Below are 23,549 nucleotides of genomic sequence, written 5' to 3' on the forward strand. Positions count from 1 at the left end.
ACGTGAGTCCTGTTGGGCTCACGTTTCTTCTGTTCTGTGTTGAATGTGTTGTTCCGCCATTCGCACCTTTTCATCATACATTGTTTCAGCTAAAATACGGCGGGTTTCTTTCGCTGCGGTCCAATAAACGAGATCATCACACAATCCAATCACAGCGTATTGATAGCCGCGATACTGATCATTTAACGAAGTCATCCCATACACCTGAAAAGGTTCAATAGGGTTACCTGTCAAATCCTTTTTTAGAAACTCATGTAGCTCTTGATTTAGTCGCTCACATGCAGCCTCTAATATAGAGAAAATCCGTTTAGGGTCTTCATAAAAGCTTACCGTTACTTGTTCAATGACACGCATCTTATCGAAATTATAATTCTGGACAGTTTGAATTTGTCCGTTGCTCATGATAAGCAATTCGCCAGACCATTGTCGAATCTTTATAGAGCGAAGACCGATGTCTTCTACAATGCCAGCATATAGATTATTTACTTTAATCCAGTCCCCTTGCTGCAGTTGTTTTTCGTAAAGAAGAAAGATTCCAGCAAGCCAGTCTTTAACAAGATTCTGGGCGCCAAAACCGATGACAATCCCTAGCACACCAGCCCCTGCTAAAATTTTTCCAACCTCTACATCAAAAACAGAAAGAATGTACACGATAAGACCAAACGTTGCCACATATTGAACAATAGAATTTATCATCGATTCAATCGTTTGTTCTTTTTTCTCTGAAATAAAATCTGTTCGTTTAAAAAAAGAGTGGATTATTCTTCTTAAGATAAGGACGAGGATAAATGTAATGATTATCCCAATTGCAATTTGTGTAATATTGTTTTTGAAAAAAGGGTGATCAAAAAAGTCCAACATTAGGTACCTCCTAATTTCCTGTAAGATGAAACCGACTTTGGGTTTCCTGCATGGAGCGTGATTTATCTTTACAATCCAATAAATTTGCCATAGGATAGACTATGGAAAAGGAGCGATAGCATGAATCAAACCGAAGATAAAGTAACCGAATTGAAATCCTATCTTTCTCGATTTTTAGAGAAGCTAGACGCGATGAATCCGGATGAAGCCTCTTTAGATGATGTGGATCAGTTGTTACACATTATAAGCAAAATGGAGGATAAATTGAAGTAGTTGATGTTATGAGACAACCCTCTCCTGCATATATTGAAATAAACAGATTTTCCCCTCCGCGAAAGATATATATTCTGGTCGCAATGATATAAAGGTCTAGAAAACAATCGGTGAACATTGCCGATTGCTTTTTTTTGCTTATCCATCCTAATTATAGTCTGCATAAATTCATTCGCTTATCAAAAAATAAGAAAAAATGAGGTAAGGGGATTTTAGGATGAAAAAAAAGACGTGTATAATGTTAATGCTTAGTTTGTTTATGTGTCTATTACCTATCTCTGCACATGCTGATTCTTACGGCTGGGGATTTAGAAAAGGTGATAATCATCAACCGCCGGAAGTAGGCAAGTACGCACAGATGCTCCAAGGGAAAGGGTATTATATTGATCCTTCAGGTGAAAAGGTGGTCTATTTAACGTTTGATAATGGATATGAGAAAGGATATACAGGGCAGATTCTCGATGTATTAAAAGAGAAAGGTGTCCCTGCTACTTTTTTTGTGACCGGGCACTACGTGGATAGTGAAAAAAAGCTTGTTAAACGAATGGTGAATGAGGGACATATCATTGGAAACCATTCTTACCATCATCCAGACTTTACGACCATTAGTAAAGATAAAATGAAAAAAGAATTAGATAGTCTAGAAAAAGCCGTTGCCAAAGTAACTAAGCAAGATTCGATGAAGTATCTTCGTCCACCAAGAGGAACGTTTAATACCCAGACGTTAAAATGGGCCAATGAATTAGGATATCTGAATATGTTTTGGTCTATCGCTTTTGTTGATTGGAACACAAATGCTCAAGGTGGCTGGGAAAAGGCCTATGATCAAGTAAGGAAACAAATTCACCCAGGTGCAATTATATTACTGCATACTGTATCAAAGGATAATGCAGATGCCTTAGAACACATGATTGATGAACTCCGAAAGCAAGGCTATACATTTAAAAGCTTAGATTATTTATTAATGAAAAATCTTGTACCAAAACCACTATTTGCGTTATAAAGCAAGGACTGGGACTAAAGTTTAGTACTAGTAATCATAACTGAACTTTTATTCGTGATGCTTTCTAAATACCGAATAAAGGTTCGGTTTTTTTTATCCTCATTAAGAAGTCCCGTGGAGTATTCTGCCGAAGTCCGTCAATTCGATCACTATTTTAGTTTTCCATTCTTGGAAAATGAACGGTTTAACCCCATGTTATTTTAGATTTTTCTGACAAGTTAAGTCGAATCTCTTTCTTTCCTTAATTTATATCTGATATAATGACTAGAAATTAGTACTAACTACTAAATGAGGTGAAATTGTGAGGAAAGAAGAATTAATCGCACCGGAACAGTACAATATTGCGATGGAAATGGAGTTTTATGCAAATAAGTTTCCAGAAAGAAAAGCCATTATCTGGACGGACGATCAAGGAAACAACGAAACCATTACCTACCAACAATTAATTCAGGGGGCTAACCAAATCGCCAATGTCTTCCTGGAAAAAGGATTGAAAAAAGGAGATAAAATCTTGGTGATGATGCCAAGGTATATCGCTTCCTATCAAATATATTTAGCCGCTTTAAAATCAGGAATCATCATAATTCCTAGCTCCGAGATGCTTCGAACAAAGGATTTACAATATCGTGTTACACATGGTGAAGTTCAAGGAGTCGTTAGTCTTTATCCGTATGTAACTCAATATCAAGAATTAGATGAATATGAAACCTTAGTTAAGTTCTCTGTCGGGAATTCCGTACCAGAATGGCACTATTTAGACGAATTAGCAGAAGCGGCATCCAACCAATTTGAAATAGTGGAAACTTCACGTGAGGATATTGCGTTTCTTCCTTATACATCAGGTACAACCGGAAATCCAAAAGGGGTAGTCCATACACATGGCTGGGGATACGCACATTTAAAAACCGCATCGAAGAACTGGCTAGGAATAAATGAAGGCGACGTAGTATGGGCAACGGCCGCACCAGGCTGGCAGAAATGGGTATGGAGTCCGTTCTTGTCGGTGTTAGGCTCTGGTTCAACTGGCTTTGTCTATAATGGTCGTTTTGATCCGAACGTCTATCTTGGTTTAATGGAAGACTTCCAAATCAATGTGCTTTGTTGTACCCCTACGGAATATCGCTTGATGGCAAAAGTAGATGATTTGCATACGTATTCCTTACCAGCCTTGCATAGTGCAGTATCAGCTGGAGAACCCCTGAACAGAGAGGTAATCGAGACGTTCAGAAGATACTTTAATGTAACAGTTCGAGATGGATACGGTCAGACGGAAAACACGCTCCTGCTTGGAGTAATGAAGGATATGGCAGTAAAACCAGGTTCGATGGGGAAACCGACACCTGGAAACAATGTTCAACTCATCAACGAGGATGGGAATCCTGTAGCAGTCGGAGAAGTGGGAGATATCGCTATTCCATTAGATACACCTGCTTTATTTAAAGAGTACTACAAGGATTTAGAACGAACAGCGAAATCCCAGCGTGGAAGCTACTATGTAACTGGTGACCAAGCTAGAATGGATGAAGAAGGTTATTTCTGGTTTGAAGGCAGAAGTGATGATATCATTGTCAGCTCTGGTTACACAATAGGACCGTTTGAGGTGGAGGATGCTTTAGTAAAACATCCAGCTGTTAAAGAATGCGCGGTAGTGGCTAGCCCGGATGAAGTCCGAGGAAATGTAGTAAAAGCCTTTATTGTGTTGAAGGATGCGAATCAGGCGAGCGACGAGCTAGTAAAGGAGCTACAAGATTATGTGAAATCTTCGACAGCACCTTACAAGTATCCAAGAAAAGTTGAATTCATTACGGAGCTGCCAAAAACATCTTCAGGAAAGATTCGTCGTGTGGAATTGCGTGAAAGAGAATATATTCAGTTATAAAAAATATGCAGTTTGTCTGTTTCTATGGTAAGATGTGTGGAAAAGGGGACAGGGGGAAGAGGGAATGAAAATGAAAGAATGGCTATGGGTTCTATTAATAACCCTTCTTATCATACTTATTCCAGTTCCTGTCGTCAGTCCAAGCTGAATATTTGCACGTCCATATGATATCTATTAGGCTATCCAACAAAGGTTGGGTAGCCTCTTTGTTTTTGATAAAAAATGAAAGCAAAACACTTGAAAGTCAAAGAAAGTCAAACTATAATGTAATCAAAGGTCAAATATAGTCAAAGTCAAATTTGATCAATCTTAACTTTTATAATTAGAAGGAGGATGCGAATATGCAATGTCAAAATTGTGGTGTTCGTGAAGCCAATATTAATGTAACCCTTCGTTTTAATAATCAATATCAAAACGTACATCTTTGTGATACATGCTTAAATCAATTAAAAGAACAATATAGTAAAAATCCCACAGGAGCATTTGGATCTAACTCTTCTGATCCATTCCAAAACTTCTTTGGCAACGCCGGTTTTCAAGCGAACCAGCAACAGCAAGGTACTCAGCAACAAAAAGGAAGCCAAGGTGGGGGCTTGTTGGACGAGCTTGGTCGTAACCTGACAAGTGCAGCGAAAGCAGGTTTGATTGACCCGGTGATCGGCCGTCAAAACGAAGTGAAACGTGTCATTGAGACGTTAAATCGTCGCAACAAAAACAACCCTGTCCTTATTGGTGAACCAGGTGTAGGGAAAACAGCAATTGCAGAAGGCTTAGCCATGAAAATTATCGACGGCGATGTCCCTGTTAAGCTAAAAAACAAGGAAGTGTACTTGCTTGATGTAGCTTCTCTTGTTGCAAATACAGGTATTCGTGGACAGTTTGAAGAACGAATGAAAAAACTAATCTCTGAGCTACAACGTCGTAAAAATGTGATTTTGTTTGTGGATGAGATTCATTTGTTAGTGGGAGCTGGAACGGCAGAAAGCTCACAAATGGATGCAGGAAACATCTTAAAACCTGCCCTAGCAAGAGGAGAACTACAATTGATTGGTGCAACGACACTTGCGGAGTACCGAAAAATTGAAAAAGATGCAGCGCTAGAACGACGCTTCCAACCTATTATGGTAAAAGAACCAACAGTAGAGGAAGCTATTCAAATATTACATGGGTTGAAAGATAAATATGAGCAGTATCACCAAGTAAGCTATAACGAAGAAGCGCTTAAAGCAGCCGTTACGCTTTCCAAGCGTTATATCCAGGATCGTTTCTTACCAGATAAAGCGATTGACCTGATGGATGAAGCTGGTTCGAAGCTGAACCTAGAGAATGCGGAGCAGGATATTACAATTTTAGAGCAACAGTTAGATGAAATTTCGAAAGCGAAGGAAGCAGCTGCAGAACAAGAAAACTATGAAGAAGCAGCTAATTTGCGACACCAAGAAATTATGTTAGAAAAGAAGATGAAAGAAGCGACAGATAGTCCAAGAGCGGAAGTCACATTGGAGGACATTCAGCTAATTATTGAAGAAAAAACGGGTATTCCAGTGCGTAAGATTCATGCGGATGAGCAGGAAAAAATGAAGCATATCGGAGCCAATCTTGCTCAAAAAGTAATCGGACAAGAAACGGCAGTCCAAAAGGTTGCCAAAGCAATCAGACGGAGCCGAGCAGGGTTGAAGTCTAAACACCGTCCAATTGGTACCTTCTTGTTTGTAGGTCCAACTGGTGTCGGAAAAACCGAGCTTACAAAAGTGTTAGCGGAGGAGCTCTTCGGTACGAAGGATTCCCTAATCCGCCTAGATATGAGTGAGTACATGGAGAAACACTCCGTGTCTAAGATTATCGGATCACCGCCAGGTTATGTAGGGCATGAAGAAGCGGGTCAGCTAACGGAAAAAATCAGACGTAATCCGTACAGCTTAATCCTGCTCGATGAGATTGAAAAAGCACATCCAGATGTTCAGAATATGTTCCTACAAATCATGGAGGACGGACACCTAACCGATAGTCATGGTAGAAGAGTGAGCTTTAAAGAAACAGTGATCATCATGACTAGTAACGCAGGCACTGGATATAAGCCAATTACGGTTGGCTTTGAAAAAGACGATAATGAGGCAGTATCTACACTAGAAACTCTTAGTGGATACTTTAAGCCAGAATTCTTAAACCGTTTTGATGCGATCATTCCGTTCCGTGAGTTGAAACAAGAGGATCTTCTTCAAATTGTGGATCTCATGATCCAAGAGCTTGCAACAAACTTAGAGGATGAAGGTATGATAATTACGGTAAGTGAAGACGCAAGAAAGCATCTTGCGGATAAAGGATATGATCCTAGATTCGGTGCGCGCCCATTACGACGTGTTATCCAAGAAAAAGTCGAAGACGCTATCACGGATCTTGTCCTAGAAGAAGACGAAGTAAAAAATATTACAGTCTCATTTGAAAATGGTGAAATTGTAGTTACGAACAGTCTTTAATGACATGAAAGAGCAATGAATTTGCAATCCAAATTCATTGCTCTTTTTTTACGGGAAGGAATCTAATTATACTTATTAATCCGTCCCATCACAATCGTATTATAGTAATGGCCGTCTGAAAGGAGTTTATCCTCTTTTAATGTACCTTCTACCTCAAACCCTAGTTTTTCGTAAAGTGATTTTGCTATTACATTTGTTTCAAGAACGTGAAGAGAGATTTTTCTTATACCATGTGAGTCAGCCCATTTAATTAGTTCCGTAAGAAGGTTTCTGCCTATACGATATCCCCAGTAGTCCTTTAAAACACCAATTCCAAATTCCACTAGATGCTTTGTTCTTTTCAAATCATTTCCGACAGCTCTTATAAACCCAACGAGTTTAGCATCTACTTCGGCAACTAAAAATAAGCTGTGAGGACTTTCCGTATCATTTTTTATCATTTTTGTAAAATCAGCTTCGCTAAGAAAATCTTCTCCTTTTTCCCGATCCAAGTTTTCCGTTTCACCATCGATTTGTAGTCTTAGTTCAGACAAAAACTTTGCATCGTCTAGGAGAGCGTGCCTAATGATATAAGTACATCCATTTACAGTAACATCTTTTGTGCGGATCATCGTGAGACACTCCATTCATTTATACATAAAACCAGGACACTATTATACTGCTACATCAGGCATAAGGAAATAATGGAATTGTAATATCAATTCAATGTTCTCGTACAATTGAGACAGCTTTAATGCACCGTTCTACCACGGTTCATTACAAGGTTTATTGCATTTAATATGATCGTCACAATAACCAGCGTTGCAGAAACAAACGCAACGGCTCCTGCTGTATCCATGAGCGCTGACCAATCCTCTATCTGAACGAGGTGATAGCTATAGAATATTTGTAAACTCAGTGAAATTGCACAGGCGCTAACACTTGAAATCGAAAGAACAACCCAATTCTTATCATGTTGCTTTTTGTCTCGAAAAAGAGTGACTAAAGGTAATATCCAAGCAATTAGTCCAAGTATTAGACTGAAAAGGTTAAGTAAGCCTATCATACTAATCCCTCATTTCCATTTTTTGCTTTTCAAGACCTATATTACCATAATGTATGTTGGATTCATATTCAAACTTATATTGGAGAAACTAACTTATTGCTAGCAAACAGAATTTGAAAGGGGATCTTATATGAGCAAAAAGAGCAAGCTTTCCATTTTTCTGCTTTCTATTGTTCTTCTTTTCATCCCCCATAAACCTGTCACTGCGATGCAAGCTTCTCCAGAAGAATACCAACAAGAAGTTGCAGCATCCGTCGTTCAACAAATGGGTGAGCTTAAGGTTCATTTTTTGGATGTCGGACAAGGGGACAGTATGCTCATTGAAGCACCTAATGGGAAAAAGGTGCTAATCGATGGGGGAAGGCCTTCAGCAGGTGAAACAGTAGTCCAATACTTAAAGAATCAACATATCTCTAGCTTGGATCTCGTCATATCTACTCATCCAGATTTTGATCATATCGGTGGGTTAGTAGATGTGTTAAAGAAAGTACATGTAAAGAAAGTAATCGACAGCGGAAAATTATATTATACCGATACGTACCATGAATACATGGATGTGATTCATGATAAAAAGCTTCCAGTTGCTATAGCAACGAAAGAAACAAATATTGACTTAGGAAGAGACGTGAGTGTTCAAATATTAAATACGTATCAAGAATTTCGGACCAATAATGAATCATCGATTGTCATTTTACTTCAATATAGGGATACCGATTTTTTATTAATGGGAGACGTGGAGACGAAACAAGAATGGAAGTTATTAAATAAGCTCCCGACAGATATTGAAATATTAAAAGTGGCACATCATGGATCAGATACAGCTAGCTCTGTTGAATTTTTACGGCATATTACTCCGGAGATTGCCATCCTCTCTTATGGTCGGGACAACCCATTTGGGCATCCTGTAGATACTGTGATTGATAACTTACATCAAGTTAGAGCCACAATTTATTCGACAGCAAAAGCTGGGAACATTATCATTTCTACAAGAGGACAAGGCTATCACATTGAAATCAATGGAAAAGAACGAGTTGAATATAAAGCTACTTCCTAGAATGCTGAGCAAATCGCTCAGTTTTTCTTTTTGGAAAAAGTACGCAAAAAAGATTGACAGTTAACTTCTTTGGTAATATAGTTAGTTACACAAGTAATTAACCAAATAAGGTGGTGAGGTTTAGGTGAAGCATTCGCTAGATGATAATCGACCGATCTATCACCAAATCAAGGAGCATATTGAGGATTCCATCATTGGTCAATCCATTCAAGCAGGAGAACGAGTACCATCCACAAACGAATTTGCAAGCTTCTTTAAGATAAATCCAGCTACAGCAGCAAAAGGGGTAAATGAGTTAGTAGATGAGGGAATCTTAGTAAAAAGAAGGGGTGTTGGTATGTTCGTAACAGAGGAAGCCAGATCTATTCTATTGCAGAAACGTAAAGACTCATTTTTTAACAGCTTTGTGATTCCGTTAAGAGAGGAAGCGAAAAAATTAGACATTACGGAACAAGAACTATTGGACATGATTCAAAAAGGAGGGGAACGTAATGAAGATTGAAGTCAAACAGCTTACGAAGCGCTACAAGGAGAAGGTAGCTTTAAACCAAGTAAGTTTTGTAATGGATGAGCCGAAAATATACGGGTTGCTAGGAAGAAATGGAGCAGGGAAGACAACCTTTATGCAATTGCTTTCCGGACTTATTTTACCGAATGAAGGGGAAATCTTAATTGATGGAGAAACCCCATTTGAAAACAGAAAACTAACAGAGGCGATTTGCTTTATTCGAGAAGGCCAGAATTTCAAAAAAGATTTGAGTATAAAAAATGTCCTTGTCATTTCTTCTTTATTCTATCCAAATTGGGATCATGATTTGGCAGAGAGGTTATTAAAGGAATTCCAATTAACAAAAGGAATGCGAGTAAAGACATTATCGAAAGGAATGGAATCGGCACTTGGAATCATTGTCGGTCTTGCCAGCAAAGCTCCAATTACAATGTTTGATGAACCATACATTGGCTTGGATGCGGCAGCGAGATCCCGATTTTATGAATTGTTAGTCGAAGAATATGAACGGGAGAAGCGGACGATTATCTTTTCCACGCACTTAATTGATGAAGTCAGTTCTTTGTTTGAAGAGGTTCTCATTTTTGAAGATGGGAGTGTGAAGGTGCAGGAAGAAACAGATTCCTTACGTGAACGTTGTTATTCGGTTACCGGTCCATCAGCTGAGGTTGAACGCTATGTGAGTGGAAAACAAGTATTGGATCAGAAATCATTAGCGGGCATGTCAACTGCTATAGTGCTGGACGATCATTTAGATGCACAAGTAGAAGCCCCACTAGTCAAAGATGGAGTATCCATACAAGAGTTGATGATCCATTTAACATCCCGAAAAGAGGAGGGGGTAAAATGAGTAATCAGTTAAAAGCAATGTTATACTTTTATGTTACGGATATGAGAAAGCAGTTTCTTATTTTTTGGACGATTCTATCTAGTATCATTATTTTCTCTTTTTGCATAGCGGGAATGATGCCAGGTGGTTGGGAATTGTACTTGACCATTTCTATTCCGGTTTATGTGTTTTCTGGAATTACGGGATTTAAAATTGTGAAAGAAAGTCTTCCGTTTACAATAAAGATGGGAGGTACAAGACGTAGCTATTTTCTTTCCATTGGGATGTTCACCATGGGCTACTCCATCGCAGTTTCATTTATAACGAATGGGCTGCACTCCATTAGTAAGATAGTGATGAATATCTTTACGATGGATAACTTCGGGATTATTCATCCAACTGCACTCATGGGAGAAGAAAGTAATTGGTTCTCACGGTTTGCGGTAGATCTCTTTTTAAACTTTTTCTTGGTAGCATCCTTGTTTATACTAGGACTTATTTTTTATAGATTTGGCATTGTTGGTGGCTTTTCTACACTAGGGGTATTCGTTGTTATAAATATTGTTATGATTGCAAGCGGAGAATTTATGGACATCGCAAAAGCTGTCATTACGCAATCTGAGATTGGCCATTACATTATTTTGTTTGGATTTGGTCTCTTACTTTATGGCATATCATGGTTCATGTTAAGAAGAATATCAGTGGCTTCACAGCACTCGTAGAAGGAGAAGGTCCCTGCTAAAAAGCTGGGACCTTCATTTTATCCGTTTATTCTCTGGATTAGGCCGGGCTCTCAGGCTCCATTATTTCATTTCTTTCGGAGCTCTTCGAAACCCGTAAAAGGGTTGATAATTCTGCTGCTCGTAATAAGTTTGCGAGGTAGAAGTGGCGAGTAGCTCCACGCGAGTAGTTGGAAAAAGAGCGTGGGCTTGGTTCATTAGCTCCTTACCAATTCCATATTTTCGATATGCTGGATCGACTAAGAGTTCACATATGTATAAGCTAATGTGCTGATCGGTAATGGCCCGGATATAGCCGACGATTTTATCTTCTACAGTCGCGACTAGTACTGGGTTTGACTGGAGGAGTGCTTCCCGATATTCGGCTTGTTTGCTCACAAGATTTGACCAATTTTCAGCTTCGATAAGTTCAACTATCCGTGTGAAGTCCTTTTCTCGAAAAGGTCTAATTATCTGGTTCATAGCTTTTCCTCTCCTTCATACTATATTTTTGTATGTAGCGCTGATATAGCAAAATAAAAGCTGAAAAACGAAAAAAATTGCCGATATCTGAAAAAGGGCGCTAATCAATACACAGCGCTAGTATATCATGCTCCAAAAAAAGCAGCGTACTAATTTCAAATGAAATAGTACGCTGCTTTTTTTATATGGTGAATTTACGAACTAATTCTTGTAATTGCTCTGCCATTTCAGCAAGTGATTTTGCACTGGAAGTGATTTCTTCCATAGAGGCAAGCTGCTCTTCTGTAGTTGCGGCAACTTGCTGAGAATGAGAAGCATTTTCCTGTGATACGGACGCAATCTCATTTGCGGAAGCATTAACCTCTTGGATGCTAGCTGAGATTTGTTCAACAGTTGCGGATACTTCATCGATTTGTGGACTAATATCCTGTGTTTGTTTTATAATCTCTACAAATTTTCTCGAAGTAACTTCTGTTAATTTCAAGCCTTCTTCTGCATTGGTAGTGACGTCTGCCATAACGGAAACGGATTTATCGGTATCTTGTTGAATGCTCTTAATTAAATTAGAAATCGTTTGAGCAGATTCATGAGATTTTTCTGCTAATACACGGACTTCGTTAGCAACGACTGCAAACCCTTTACCATGTTCCCCAGCACGTGCTGATTCAATAGCAGCGTTTAAGGCAAGCAAGTTTGTTTGCTCTGCAATTTCACTAATGACCCCGACAATCTCGCCGATTTCTTTCGAGCGGGTTGCAAGTCCTTTAATCACTTCATTCGAACTTGTTACAGATTCAACGATGAATTTCATTTGCTCATAGTTATCTTTCACATATTTGCCGCCTTCTTTTGCATTAGAAGCGGTTTGTCTTGATAAATCTGCCACATGGGATGTACTTTCTGTAATACGAGAGACACCTTTCGTCACTTCGTCCAAAGAGTCAGATGTTGCTGTAATACGTTGTGTAGTATCTTCTGAGCCATTTGATATTTGATCAATCGCAGCTGCGACGTGAGATGTAGCTTCAGATGTTTGCTCTGCGCTAGCTGTTAATTCCTCAGAGGAAGCAGCAACCTTTTCAATCGATTCGTTAATGCTTGTCACAACAGAACGAATCGATTCGACCATCTCGTTAAAACTATTTGCTAGTCTACCAATTTCATCGTTTGATTTTACTTTGATTTTTTCAGTTAAGTCACCATTGCTAATAATTTCCGCGGATTTTGTTAGAGAAAGTAAAGGCTTAGTGATGGAGCGGATAATAAAGTAAATGGCTACCCCACTGAGAATGAAAGAAATTACAACAATGATAATGGTGGAGTACATAATATCTTGAGAAGCGGTCATGACTTCAGATGTGTACATGGTTCCGGCAATTTTCCAACCCGTAATTTCATTGGTGGTGAAATGCATCCATTTTGAGTCACCTTCAAATTCGTATGTGAAGCTACCCGACTTTTCGTTGTAAAGTGGTGACACCCACTCCCCTTCGGCTTGTGCACCACGTTCCTGAGTAGGGTGAATTAGGAAATTTTGTTGTTTATCAAGTACGGTTACATATCCGTCATGTCCTACCTTCATGGTGGAAGTAAAAGCATCGAGTTTATTCAAATTAATGTCAATTCCTACGACACCTGAATTGTCATTCGTTGCTTGTGCCACTGTAATGACAATTTGATTTGTCGCCACATCAGTATAAGGAGTGGTTATAATCATCTTCCCTTTGTTTTTTAAGGCATCTTGATACCAATCACGTTCAGTTGGATCAAAATCGGAAGGTAGCTCGGCATCTGGCTTTAGTATCATATCACCATTAGTTGTACCGACATAGACATTTAAGACATCGGAATGTTGTTGCTTGTATTGCTCTAACACCATCTCAACCATTTCTTTATCACTTGATTCAAGCATATCTGAATCGATGGTCTTTACTAAATATCGTAAATCATTTTCTTTCGGTTTAAATAAATCGGTTACTTCTTTATCGATTAGGTCTACGTTTGTTTGAGCATTTTCATGAATTGTATTTTCAACCTTTTTATAGGAGAAGTAATAGGAAAGTGCTCCGATTGTTAAACTTGGAATGAGTAAGATAAGTACGAAAGAAAGAATAAGCTTATTACGAATACTACCAGTTTTTTTCTTGCGTTTGAATGTTAAACCTTTAAACTTCTTTTTCATGGTGAACTCTCCCTATAATAGTGTAGACAAAAAAATTGCCTTCCAGGGGAAGACAGTTTTACATTTAAGTGCAACTGGCTGGCATAGTATGTGCATACGTTAGCCCCTTTAGCTTTGCGCCATATCCTTTCAGATACTTTGCCTTGTATTCAATTTGGAAATATGTAATGAGACAAATGACCTACGACTAAATATATAGGTTTTTGTCGAAGAAGTAAATTAAAATACTTATAATTTAGATTGGAAATAAGTTCAAGTGTTGGCTGAAATTTATAAAATTGGTAGGTAATCCGTTTACATTTGTTTCGCATGGAAAATCTGCTTTGGATAACACTAACATCGGGGCTAAGGCCTACTATATTTCTTACGGAGGGTTTCTATGATGAATTATGCAGCTCATGAACTATTAGAAACGTCAGAAGCATTACGAACAAAAAAAGCAGAAATTGAACAACACGGAGCATTTATCCACCAAACTAGGGATCAGCACTTGAAAAGTATCCTTTCCAAACATCAACAACAAATGATTACTGCTTACCAACAAGGTATTAATTTGTTGCAGGGTAAAGGGGCGCAAATACCAAATCAAGCTCCTCATTTCCAACCTCATAACGCGGATGTTGGATTAGGTGCTCAAGCTACTTCCTCTTCTGCTCCAATGGCAAACACACAAACGTTATCTGATCAGACAATGGCGACCCTTGCTTTGAACGCTCATAAATCTGGTGCGATGTTGGGTATGTTGTGGGCAGGTGAATGTGTAGATCCACAATTACGCACGTTTCACGTAAATGGTGCAGTTCTATGCCAAGAAATGGCTTATGAAATTTGGACTTGGATGAATCAAAATGGTTACTACCAACCACCAACATTTAGTACAACTCAAACCCATCAAATGGCTGGAATGTTCCAACCTATGAACCAAACGGGTATGAATCAAATGAATTACAATCAAAATCCAATGCAATAGGTTTTACGTGCACAGGGTTAAAGATCCACCCTGTGCACCTTTATAGGGTAACTTCTAGACAGAGAGTCCATATCAGGTGAAAAAGGTGATACTTGTGGAATTTCCCTCTATTCACACGAATCTTTGGGATGTCTTATTTGCTGTTCCAGTTATTATGATTTTTACTCAACTGATAAAGGTACTTCTTCCAATTCCGAAGATCTTTGTTCCGACCATTGCTTTATTATTAGGATTGGGAATCTCCATTTTCGTCAGCCATCCTCACAATTTTCTTGGAGGAGTTTTCATGGGGTGGTTTTACGGATACGCCGCAATCGGATCCTACGCGTCCTTAAGGACTACATATATTAGTTATATAAAGAAACAAAAAAAGAAAATGGCCCTCCATCGTAAATGATAAACACAGATCATCCTTAGCTCTGTGGGAAGCTCAATTGCAGGGAGTTCAACATTTTATGCTTATAAGTGGATTTCGAAGCTTTGAGGAGCAAGCAGGATTGTATCAAAAAATGGGCTCTACTCTGACTATGCTTTACCGGCTGGATACAGCGAGCATAATTCAGGCTTATCCCTCGATGTAGGCTCTGCCGAAGAAAAAATGGAAATAGCAGAAGAGGGGAAATGGATAGAGCGCCATGCGTGGGAATATGGATTTGTATTACGCTATTCAGCGGATAAAGAAGAAATTACTGGTATTCAATGACCTTGGCATCTTCGGTATGTCGGATTGCCACACAGAAGGAAGTAGAAGCATAAGATAGAAAGACTATTCTCTTTGAAAGAGAATAGTCTTTTTTGACTTGATATAAGATTTTAATGGTCTTCTTTTAACGAAATTGATCATCGTAATTGAAGGTATCTATTTCAAGGTTAACAATTTTACCAATGGTTTTTACGTAAACATCTAAGCCTAAAATTTCTCCTTCTTTAGTATTGTCACTGTTCGGAAATTTAATGAATTCATATCCATCCTTCAATCCTGTAATATGAAACACATTTGTGTTTCCGTCTCTCGTAACCTCAATAATTCCAGAATTCTTTTGTAGTTCGTATTTTGTAAAGTTTCCTTGTTTTTCAGACAAATCTACAGTCACGTTGTTAGATTCTTTAATAACGCCGGTACGTGGATAGAATTGAGCTAAAGAAAGCGTGCTGAGAATTCCATACCTATTAGAAGTCCCGTCCGTATAGGTTACTGTAGCAATTAATTCACCTGTCTTTACAACAGGGATTGATACTACTTTCTCATACTCGGATTTCTTTGTCACTTCGTATTTTAATGAGCTGTTCACTAACGTACCATCCATTGTCTCCAACTTAATATTCTCTATAGAGGTTTGCTTTACTTTCAAGAAAGTTGGGGCTGGAATGACATCGTTTGTTTCTTCAAAGTTAACCGTTAATTTACCATTATCAGAGTTAACGTGAACGTAATATTTTAAGCCTTTTTCAGATTTCTCTCCTGTTGGAAAATCATATTCCCCTGTTAGGGATAATTTTTGTGTCCCCTCTTTTATTGGTACTAATTGAAGAGTGTCTTTTGTTGTACGATTAGGGATAACTCGGACAATGACTTCTTTTTCATTTTTTTCGCCATCAAATAGGTCATGATAATCGTCATATCCGGTAAAATAACTCCAATCATAATCACTTGCTTGTAAGGTAATTGTTTCAGAGCGTACTTTTTCCGCTTTCGTAATCAAAACAGCAGCTTGTGCTCTTGTAATTGCTTTATTCGGACTATAAGTATGTGGAGAAGTACCAGACACAATTCCGAGCTTATGCAAAGTATGGATTGAATCCCTGTGGCTAAAAACATTTTTAATATCGAAGAAAGGCTGGAACGCACTATCGTAGTTATTAGTATTATAGGAATAATAGTTAAAATCGAACGCCTTAATTAAAATAGAAGCCATTTGAGCACGTGTAATCGAATCGTTTGGCCCGAAACTCCCATTCCCATAACCGTTAAATATTCCTTTATCAGCTGCAGCTGCGATAGCTCCGTAACTCCATAAGTCAGGTGAAACATCAGTAAATCCTGGGTCCTTTACATTTTTTGTGTCTAGTTTTAGTATTTTTGCCATGATAGTAGCTGCTTGTCCACGAGTAATAGAGGCACTAGGTTTAAAGGTTCCATCACTATATCCTCCGATTATGTTGCGTTCTGCAAGCTTATACACAGCGCTAGCATATGGTTTATTAGTTGGAACATCCTTAAAAGAAAAGGAATCAGCATGTACGTTATTTTTTGATGTGTCTATACTAATAAACAACAGGACGACGATCAATAGTACTAGCGATTTATTAAATCTTTTTACCATTGTTTTTCCCTCCCAATTTCTTCCTACTACCATATAATCATAATTTCATAAATTGGGCAATACTAGATAGAGTGAATGAGAGGAGAGATAAAGAAAAGAAGAGCCAGTAGTAACTCTTCTTTTCTTAATCTTTCATTTTCAACAACCGAAATGAATTTAAAATAACGATAATCGCTGCACCTGTATCGCTTAGCACAGCCATCCAAAGTGTTAGCCAACCTGGGAAAATGAATACTAAGGCTGCAAGCTTTACGATAATAGAAAACCAAATGTTTTGTTTGATGATAGCTAGAGCTTTTCGACTTAATTTAACGGTATGCGGTAGCTTTTCCATGTTATCCGCCATCAAGACGATGTCCGCTGTTTCCATTGCTGTATCTGTTCCTGCCCCCCCCATTGCAATTCCTAAGTCAGAAGTTGCAAGAGCAGGGGCATCATTGATTCCATCACCAACCATTGCCACTTTGTAACCTTCTTGTTGTAAGGATTTGATCGCATTCACTTTATCTTCTGGTAATAATTCCGCAAAGTAACGAGTCACATTTACTTCGTTTGAAATCATTTTCGCCGTGCCTTTATTATCTCCAGTAAGCATAATAACCTGCTTCATTCCGACTTGCTTTAAACCGGTTAAGGCTTGCACGGTTGTTTTTCTGAGGGTGTCTGAAACGGTAATTACACCAAGGATCTTAGAGTTCGTTCCGATAATGACAACAGATTTTCCTTGTGATTGCCATTGGTCCACATCAGATCGTAATGAATCGAGGGAAAGATTAAGCTCTTCAAATAACCGTATATTACCTGCATAATACACAGTATCATCGATAGTTGCTTGAACGCCTTTTCCAACAATATTCTTAAACCCGGATCCATTTTGCGCCAAAATCCCTCCGTTTCTTGCATGGTCGGCGATGGCTTTAGCGATTGGATGGGTTGAGTAATCTTCTAATGTTAAAGCAATCGATAACAAGTTTTCTTCAGATGTGGTGAGTGCGTGAACAGAAGATACTTTTGGTTTCCCTTCTGTCAGCGTTCCTGTTTTATCAAAGGCAATCGCATTAACAGCACCTGCTTTTTCTAAAAAGGTTCCACCTTTGACTAAGACGCCATTTTTAGCTGCATTTCCAATTGCGGAAACAATCGCTACTGGTGTTGAAATCACGAGTGCGCAAGGGCAGGCAACGACTAATAAAGCCAGACCTTTGTACACCCATTCTCCCCATGTACCCAATCCGAATAATGGTGGCGCAACTATAACGATTAGTGCAATTACGAAAACAACAGGTGTGTATATACTAGCAAACTTATCAATAAACGCTTGGGTAGGAGCTTTTTGTTCCTGTGCTTCCTCTACTAAATGAATAATCTTAGAAATGGTTGTATCTTCTACTAGGTTTGTTACTTCGACTTCTAAGGATCCGCTTTCGTTGATTGTTCCGGCATAAACGGAATCGCCTTCGAACTTATCGACAGGGATGGATTCCCCCGTAATCGGAGCTTGATTGATACTGGATTCACCAGTTAATATCGTTCCATCTAAAGGGACTCTATCGCCCGGTTTAATTACAACAATGTCGCCTACTTGAACTTCTTCAACGGGCTTTTTGACTAATTGAACACCATCCTTAATCCATGCTTCTGATGGAGCTAGGTCCATTAGATTGCGGATTGATCTTCTCGTCTGTTCAATCGATCGGTTCTGGAGTGTGGTCCCTAATGCGAAGAGCCAAATAACAGTTGCTCCTTCAAACCACTCCCCAATAATAACAGCCCCAATCACTGCTACAGACATTAACACATTCATATCTAAAGACCGACTTTTTATGGCATAAAAAGCACTCTTAAAAGGTTTATATCCACTTATTCCAATGGCAACTGCATAAAGAAGACTGGAAAGAATAGACGGTAAGTCCAAATAAGATCCCAGAAACCCAAAGGCGATTAGTATTCCAGTGAAAGTAATCAAACCGTATTCATGTTTTTGTGTAGGGGGTGATTCTTGTTTTTTTATGTTTGTTACTAGAGAAGCTTTGTACCCGATTTTAGCGACTTCCGATATAATATTTTCTACATGGTCATCGTGATCCACCTTCATTTTTCCGGTTGCAAAGCTAACCTGAACATTATGGACAGAGGGAATCTTATTCACGTGGTTTGCGATGCTTTGCGCACAATTCCCGCAATCCATTCCCGCTACTTCAAACGTATCTGTTTTGGAACCTTTCTTTTGAGTGATAGGCTCTACATGAAAACCAAGCTTTTGAACTTCTTGTTCTAAAACGTCAAACGTGAAGCCGTTGGTCCCTACAACCTGTAATTTACTTGTCCCATAATGGACCGTAGCATCTTGGACTTCCTTCAACCGCCGAATTCCTTTTTCCAGGGTTGTTGCACAGGAAGGGCAATCCATACCGTGTACCCGATATTCCTCTTTTTCTTTTTTACTTTCTTCGAATGTGATGGTTTCAGCTTTTTCATTTACTGTAGAGCAACAGGAAGTATTTATAGTGGCTTCTTCGTTTTTTGATGTGCTTTCACAGCAAGTGGTACTTGAATGCGATTTGGAATCAATAGCTGTTATTTCAAAGCCATTAAAGGTAGACGCTTCTTCTTTCGTTTTCTGTGTTTTGCAGCATGAATCTGACATGTTGCTTCACCTCTATTCCATGTGATGTTCACAATTTGCAATGTTTTCACCAATATCTTCAAGAATAGTATCGAACATGGATAACAAATCAAGCACTTGTTGATTTCGAAGACTGTAATAGGTATATTTTCCTTCTTGTCTCCCTTTAATTAATCCGCATTCTTTTAGACAGGAAAGGTGCTGGGAGATATTGGATTGATTTCCACTCAACTCTTCTACAATTTGCGATACCGTTTTTTCTTGTTGCTTTATACAATCTAAGATTTGAATTCTTGTTTTATTTGCAAATCCGTGTAGAAATTTTACTTTTGTGTCCAAATTTGTTTTTAGCATAGGAGGTCCTCCTTACATATTAGGAAATACTAATATGTTTGTTGTTATCATATTAGCAATACCGAATATGTGTGTCAAATGAATCGAACACTTGTGAATCTTCTATGAACAATTATTTTGGAAAATATGTTACAGCTAGTATAATGGTAAAATGGCGATAATTGTGTTGGGAACAAAGAAAATTATGTGGAGGTATGACGAATGAAAGATAAAAAGAAATCACCCATTCAACTAATGGTTATTTTAACGATCGTCCTTATTGTTTTAATTGTCTCTTTAGTCGTGTTAAACAATAAAAAAGAAAATACAGAAGGGGTTCAAACTTTTGACCAAGCCCCTTCAATAGAGGGGCAGCCTACATTGGGAGACAGCGATGCTCCTGTTACTGTAGTGGAATTTGGAGACTTTAAATGTCCATCTTGTAAGGCGTGGGGAGAATCGGTTTATCCTCAACTAGTAAAGGATTATGTAGATACGGGGAAGGTTAAATTCTCCTTCATTAATGTGTTGTTCCATGGGGAAGAATCGGAACGTGCATCTCTTGCTGCAGAAGCTGTCTATCAACAAAGCCCAGAGGATTACTGGACATTCCACAAAGCTTTATTTAGTGAACAACCTGAGGATCATAGCGCAGAATGGGTGACTATAGACAAGATGTTAGAGGTAGCGGAGACGATTCCTACCATTGATGGAAATCAACTAGAATCGAGTATGCAAAGTGAGGAAATAGCAGAAAAAGTACAGCGGGACGCTGCGCTCGTAGAGGAATTTAATGTAGAGCTTACTCCAACTATTATGATTAATAATAAGATGGTAGAAGATCCGTTTGATTATGAAAAGATAAAAAGTGTAATTGAGGAAGCGTTAGAGGAGAACTAAGAGATGAATAGTATTAGACAGTTTTCTCTTTACGGTGCTTGGATTGTTGCAGTAGTTGCTACTTTAGGAAGCTTGTATTTTAGTGAAATAAGAGAGTTTATTCCTTGTGAATTATGCTGGTATCAAAGAATTTTAATGTACCCCTTATCTTTAATATTAGGGATAGCCACCTTTCGGGATGATAAGTCTGTTAAAAAATATGTACTTCCAATGGCAGTGATTGGCTGGTGTATTTCGCTTTTTCATTATTTGGAGCAAAAAGTACCGGGGTTTGCAGAGATTAAGCCATGTAAGAATGGAGTACTTTGTAGTGCGGAATATATTAACTGGATGGGCTTTGTGACCATTCCATTTTTGGCATGGACAGCCTTTACTTTGATTATTGTCTGCATGGCTTTCACAAGACCTTCTAAATAATCAATTTTTTGAATGTATTTGATGCTTTAATCGTAAGAGTAAGGTTATATGGTATGATGTACGGTAAACATATAGGTAGTAGCGTGTATTAGGAGGATACGAACTTGTCGATAGAAATCCTGTTTTTGATTGTTTTAATCTTTTTAAATGCCTTTTTTGCAGCATCCGAAATCGCTTTAATATCATTGAATGATAATAAAGTAAAAATGATGGCAGAGTCAGGAGATAAAAAGGCGATATTACTACAGTCATTATTATCAGAACCGAGTAAATTTTTAGCCACCATTCAAGTTGGAATTACATTAGCTGGATTTTTAGCTAGTGCTTTTGCAGCCGGTAGTTTCGCGGGGCAATTAGCTGCTTTTTTACATGAGGTAGGTGCACCAATTTCTGTTGACGTGTTAGAAACGATATCAGTTGTAATTATTACCTTGATCTTATCGTATTTTACACTCGTGTTCGGTGAACTAGTTCCGAAGCGAATTGCAATGAATAAGGCAGAACCTATTGCCATGTTTGTTGTAAGGCCACTTCACATTTTGGCGAAAATGACAGCTCCCTTCGTGAAATTACTTACCCTTTCAACAAATGGACTCGTTCGTTTGTTTGGAATTGATCCAAATATGAATGAATCCGAAGTAACGGAAGAAGAGATACGAATGATGGTAGATGTCGGAGAAGAACGAGGAGCAATACAAGATGCTGAGAAACAGATGATCAACAATATCTTTGATTTTGATAATACGCTTGTCTCGAATATCATGATTCATAGAACAAACATAACCGCTATTTCGATTGGATCCACCCTCGATGATATAGTCGAATTCGTAAAACGCGAAAAATACACAAGATATCCTGTATTTGAAGAATCGATAGATAATATTATCGGGATTCTGAATGTGAAGGACTTATTCTCCTTTATTGAACAAGGGAAAATGGCCGATTTCGAAATGAAACAGATATTAAGAAGTCCGTATTTTGTTCCGGATTCTAGAATGGCGGACGACCTATTCCATGATATGCAGAAAAATAAGAGGCATATAGCAATTGTGATAGATGAGTATGGTGGCACGGCAGGAATTATTACGTTGGAGGATCTTCTTGAGGAAATCGTTGGAAATATATTTGATGAGCATGATGAAGAAGAATTTGAATATAAGCAGATTGATGACAACACCTTTATTTTTAGTGGGATGATGAATCTTGTGGATGTTAGTAAAGTAGTAGATGAAGTCTTCCCGACGGATGATTTTGACACCCTTAGCGGTTTCATTATTGGTCAACTCGGATATGTCTTGAACGATGGGATGGGTACATCAAGAACTGTGACATACAATAATTTAGAGTTAACGGTTCTTGAAGCAGATGAAAAGAAGATCAACAGAGTAAAGCTTCAGCGCGTGTTATAGGCTAATTAGGATAATGGGAAGGTACTGCGACTGCGGTGCCTTCCTTTCGATTTTGGTTCTACTAGAGCTTGTTAATTTGTTAAGAAGAAAATGGGGCTAGATAGCTTAAACATCCTTGTTTCTTTGTTGGTCACAAAATAGAATAGGAACTATTCCAACATTATAGCCCAGTGGATGTTTGAGTCTGCTCTAAAGTATATGGGATATGTTAAAAGAAAAACACCTCTTGAATGTTAAGAGATGTTTCAACGATGGAGCATAGCGGGATCGAACCGCTGACCTCTACACTGCCAGTGTAAATGGTGTGTATCTTTTAGTATTCGTTGAGGTCTGTTGAGGTACTCTGATCCCTTGCTACGTGTCCTCTTGTTATCTTCTATGTTTTATAGAGTCCGTATGGAACTTGTAATATGATGACCAAAATTATGACCACTGTGTTGACCACATTGATTGTGTGTAGCGTTGTTTGCCGACAATGTCATCAAATATGAAATCAAATATATGTATTGCGAAAGGCGAGGAGTCAATTTATGACATCCTTGCTTTTTTTGCGTTTATTCAATTCTGCTAAGAGCAAAAACCATGCAATATCTATTCATTTTCATAAGTGAATGCTATAGGACTGATTATCCGCACTACCATTAAATTTTAGTTATAAAGTCATCGCAAAGTAACTATAACAAAATAGAAATTTTCTAACCGTATGTCATTCAAAATTAAAATTACAGCAACACTACTTTTTCATATTTGTTTCCTACTCTTATAAATTATATAACTCGAACCTTGTCAGACGTGTTGTGTATATTTTGCTATAAAAAATTCTTATATAGTAGCAGTAAGGAAAGTAATAAATATAATCGGGTTGGGAGCAAAAAAACATCGTAAATCCTTAGAGATACAAGGGATTCTCCCATCCCAAGCAACCATAGGAGGAAATGCAATGATCCACACTTTTAAAATATATTTTCCACTTGATTACCGAGGAGTGCAAGACATCCAACATAGGTTAGGCATTAAGTACACCGAATTAAACGGTTATTTGGAAGGTTTATTTTCAGGCATTAGTGTAGTCCTAATGAGCAAAGATAAGGGAGAATGGCATCTATCCATGTTTGTTGATGTAATCAAATTGCTAAATACACCTAACATTAGAGAAGACATGTATATTGATGTTGAATACAAAGTAAAAAAATTCTTTGGCATATTCTCGGACATTCCCTATGCTATAAACATCATGTGCTAACAAGAATAGATTAT

General features: G+C 38.3%; 22 protein-coding genes, 1 pseudogene and 1 riboswitch. Of the genes and pseudogenes, 15 read left to right on the forward strand and 8 right to left on the reverse strand.

The window, feature by feature from the left end; translation table 11 throughout:
• Positions 1 to 18 precede the first annotated feature (18 nt).
• Complete coding sequence (locus tag FN924_RS03530) at positions 19 to 861, reverse strand: mechanosensitive ion channel family protein (protein ID WP_143892092.1); 843 nt, start codon at positions 859 to 861, stop codon at positions 19 to 21.
• A gap of 120 nt (positions 862 to 981) precedes the next feature.
• Between FN924_RS03530 and FN924_RS18795 the strand changes: the two genes are divergently transcribed.
• The 4 genes from FN924_RS18795 (at position 982) to FN924_RS03545 (ending at position 6,493) form a co-directional block, all read left to right on the forward strand.
• The gene (locus FN924_RS18795) at positions 982 to 1,134 is read left to right on the forward strand and encodes an SE1561 family protein (RefSeq protein WP_158633923.1); all 153 of its coding nucleotides are present in this window, start codon (positions 982 to 984) and stop codon (positions 1,132 to 1,134) included.
• A 217-nt stretch (positions 1,135 to 1,351) separates the two neighbouring features.
• Positions 1,352 to 2,137, forward strand: a complete 786-nt coding sequence (gene pdaA, locus FN924_RS03535; RefSeq protein WP_143892093.1) for a delta-lactam-biosynthetic de-N-acetylase — start codon at positions 1,352 to 1,354, stop codon at positions 2,135 to 2,137.
• Between the two features lie 301 nt (positions 2,138 to 2,438).
• Positions 2,439 to 4,016 carry an acyl-CoA synthetase MbcS gene (gene mbcS, locus FN924_RS03540; protein ID WP_143892094.1) on the forward strand — a complete coding sequence of 526 codons (1,578 nt, stop codon included), beginning with the start codon at positions 2,439 to 2,441 and terminating at the stop codon, positions 4,014 to 4,016.
• Positions 4,017 to 4,357: 341 nt separating this feature from the next.
• Positions 4,358 to 6,493 (forward strand): ATP-dependent Clp protease ATP-binding subunit, encoded by a 2,136-nt coding sequence (locus tag FN924_RS03545; protein WP_143892095.1) that lies wholly within the window; start codon positions 4,358 to 4,360, stop codon positions 6,491 to 6,493.
• A gap of 62 nt (positions 6,494 to 6,555) precedes the next feature.
• Here FN924_RS03545 and FN924_RS03550 read toward each other — a convergent pair whose 3' ends face one another.
• Together FN924_RS03550 and FN924_RS03555 are read right to left on the reverse strand one after the other, a co-directional pair.
• On the reverse strand, positions 6,556 to 7,104 hold the full coding sequence (locus FN924_RS03550; protein WP_143892096.1) for a GNAT family N-acetyltransferase: 549 nt from the start codon (positions 7,102 to 7,104) through the stop codon (positions 6,556 to 6,558).
• A 119-nt stretch (positions 7,105 to 7,223) separates the two neighbouring features.
• Positions 7,224 to 7,538, reverse strand: coding sequence for a hypothetical protein (locus FN924_RS03555; RefSeq protein ID WP_143892097.1), 315 nt, complete (start codon positions 7,536 to 7,538; stop codon positions 7,224 to 7,226).
• 130 nt (positions 7,539 to 7,668) lie between these two features.
• On the opposite strand from FN924_RS03555, the gene FN924_RS03560 reads away from it, so the two are divergent.
• From FN924_RS03560 to FN924_RS03575, 4 genes are all read left to right on the forward strand, one after another.
• Positions 7,669 to 8,592, forward strand: coding sequence for a ComEC/Rec2 family competence protein (locus FN924_RS03560; RefSeq protein WP_143892098.1), 924 nt, complete (start codon positions 7,669 to 7,671; stop codon positions 8,590 to 8,592).
• Positions 8,593 to 8,716: 124 nt separating this feature from the next.
• Positions 8,717 to 9,094: a GntR family transcriptional regulator gene (locus FN924_RS03565; RefSeq protein WP_143892099.1), complete on the forward strand. Its 378-nt coding sequence runs from the start codon at positions 8,717 to 8,719 to the stop codon at positions 9,092 to 9,094.
• Positions 9,084 to 9,950, forward strand: a complete 867-nt coding sequence (locus tag FN924_RS03570) for an ABC transporter ATP-binding protein (protein ID WP_143892100.1) — start codon at positions 9,084 to 9,086, stop codon at positions 9,948 to 9,950. The genes FN924_RS03565 and FN924_RS03570 overlap by 11 nt, the downstream gene beginning before the upstream one ends.
• Positions 9,947 to 10,651 carry a hypothetical protein gene (locus FN924_RS03575; RefSeq protein ID WP_143892101.1) on the forward strand — a complete coding sequence of 235 codons (705 nt, stop codon included), beginning with the start codon at positions 9,947 to 9,949 and terminating at the stop codon, positions 10,649 to 10,651. Before FN924_RS03570 ends, FN924_RS03575 begins: the two co-directional genes overlap by 4 nt.
• An 81-nt stretch (positions 10,652 to 10,732) precedes the next feature.
• Here FN924_RS03575 and FN924_RS03580 read toward each other — a convergent pair whose 3' ends face one another.
• Both FN924_RS03580 and FN924_RS03585 read right to left on the reverse strand, forming a co-directional pair.
• The gene (locus FN924_RS03580) at positions 10,733 to 11,131 is read right to left on the reverse strand and encodes a GNAT family N-acetyltransferase (RefSeq protein ID WP_143892102.1); all 399 of its coding nucleotides are present in this window, start codon (positions 11,129 to 11,131) and stop codon (positions 10,733 to 10,735) included.
• A gap of 181 nt (positions 11,132 to 11,312) precedes the next feature.
• Positions 11,313 to 13,313: a methyl-accepting chemotaxis protein gene (locus tag FN924_RS03585; protein WP_143892103.1), complete on the reverse strand. Its 2,001-nt coding sequence runs from the start codon at positions 13,311 to 13,313 to the stop codon at positions 11,313 to 11,315.
• Between the two features lie 66 nt (positions 13,314 to 13,379).
• Positions 13,380 to 13,466, reverse strand: a riboswitch (cyclic di-GMP riboswitch).
• 226 nt (positions 13,467 to 13,692) lie between these two features.
• Here FN924_RS03585 and FN924_RS03590 point away from each other — a divergent pair.
• The 3 genes and pseudogenes from FN924_RS03590 to FN924_RS03600 all read left to right on the forward strand — a co-directional run.
• Positions 13,693 to 14,283: a spore coat protein gene (locus tag FN924_RS03590; RefSeq protein ID WP_143892104.1), complete on the forward strand. Its 591-nt coding sequence runs from the start codon at positions 13,693 to 13,695 to the stop codon at positions 14,281 to 14,283.
• A gap of 94 nt (positions 14,284 to 14,377) precedes the next feature.
• Complete coding sequence (locus FN924_RS19185; RefSeq protein ID WP_143897112.1) at positions 14,378 to 14,680, forward strand: hypothetical protein; 303 nt, start codon at positions 14,378 to 14,380, stop codon at positions 14,678 to 14,680.
• A 99-nt stretch (positions 14,681 to 14,779) separates the two neighbouring features.
• A pseudogene (locus FN924_RS03600) lies at positions 14,780 to 14,983 on the forward strand (D-alanyl-D-alanine carboxypeptidase family protein); the annotation flags it as partial.
• Between the two features lie 127 nt (positions 14,984 to 15,110).
• On the opposite strand, the gene FN924_RS03605 reads toward FN924_RS03600, so the two are convergent.
• From FN924_RS03605 to FN924_RS03615, 3 genes are all read right to left on the reverse strand, one after another.
• Positions 15,111 to 16,607, reverse strand: coding sequence for an S-layer homology domain-containing protein (locus FN924_RS03605; protein ID WP_158633924.1), 1,497 nt, complete (start codon positions 16,605 to 16,607; stop codon positions 15,111 to 15,113).
• A gap of 124 nt (positions 16,608 to 16,731) precedes the next feature.
• Positions 16,732 to 19,254, reverse strand: a complete 2,523-nt coding sequence (locus tag FN924_RS03610) for a heavy metal translocating P-type ATPase (RefSeq protein ID WP_143892106.1) — start codon at positions 19,252 to 19,254, stop codon at positions 16,732 to 16,734.
• A gap of 12 nt (positions 19,255 to 19,266) precedes the next feature.
• Positions 19,267 to 19,587, reverse strand: coding sequence for an ArsR/SmtB family transcription factor (locus tag FN924_RS03615; RefSeq protein WP_143892107.1), 321 nt, complete (start codon positions 19,585 to 19,587; stop codon positions 19,267 to 19,269).
• 201 nt (positions 19,588 to 19,788) lie between these two features.
• On the opposite strand from FN924_RS03615, the gene FN924_RS03620 reads away from it, so the two are divergent.
• The 4 genes from FN924_RS03620 (at position 19,789) to FN924_RS19190 (ending at position 23,535) form a co-directional block, all read left to right on the forward strand.
• Positions 19,789 to 20,466, forward strand: coding sequence for a DsbA family protein (locus tag FN924_RS03620; protein ID WP_143892108.1), 678 nt, complete (start codon positions 19,789 to 19,791; stop codon positions 20,464 to 20,466).
• A gap of 3 nt (positions 20,467 to 20,469) precedes the next feature.
• On the forward strand, positions 20,470 to 20,883 hold the full coding sequence (locus FN924_RS03625; protein ID WP_143892109.1) for a disulfide oxidoreductase: 414 nt from the start codon (positions 20,470 to 20,472) through the stop codon (positions 20,881 to 20,883).
• A 104-nt stretch (positions 20,884 to 20,987) separates the two neighbouring features.
• Positions 20,988 to 22,292 (forward strand): hemolysin family protein, encoded by a 1,305-nt coding sequence (locus FN924_RS03630; protein WP_143892110.1) that lies wholly within the window; start codon positions 20,988 to 20,990, stop codon positions 22,290 to 22,292.
• A 940-nt stretch (positions 22,293 to 23,232) separates the two neighbouring features.
• On the forward strand, positions 23,233 to 23,535 hold the full coding sequence (locus FN924_RS19190; protein ID WP_228409552.1) for a hypothetical protein: 303 nt from the start codon (positions 23,233 to 23,235) through the stop codon (positions 23,533 to 23,535).
• Positions 23,536 to 23,549: the final 14 nt, after the last annotated feature.

Origin of the sequence: Radiobacillus deserti (assembly GCF_007301515.1) — a bacterium.
GTDB lineage: Bacteria > Bacillota > Bacilli > Bacillales > Amphibacillaceae > Radiobacillus > Radiobacillus deserti.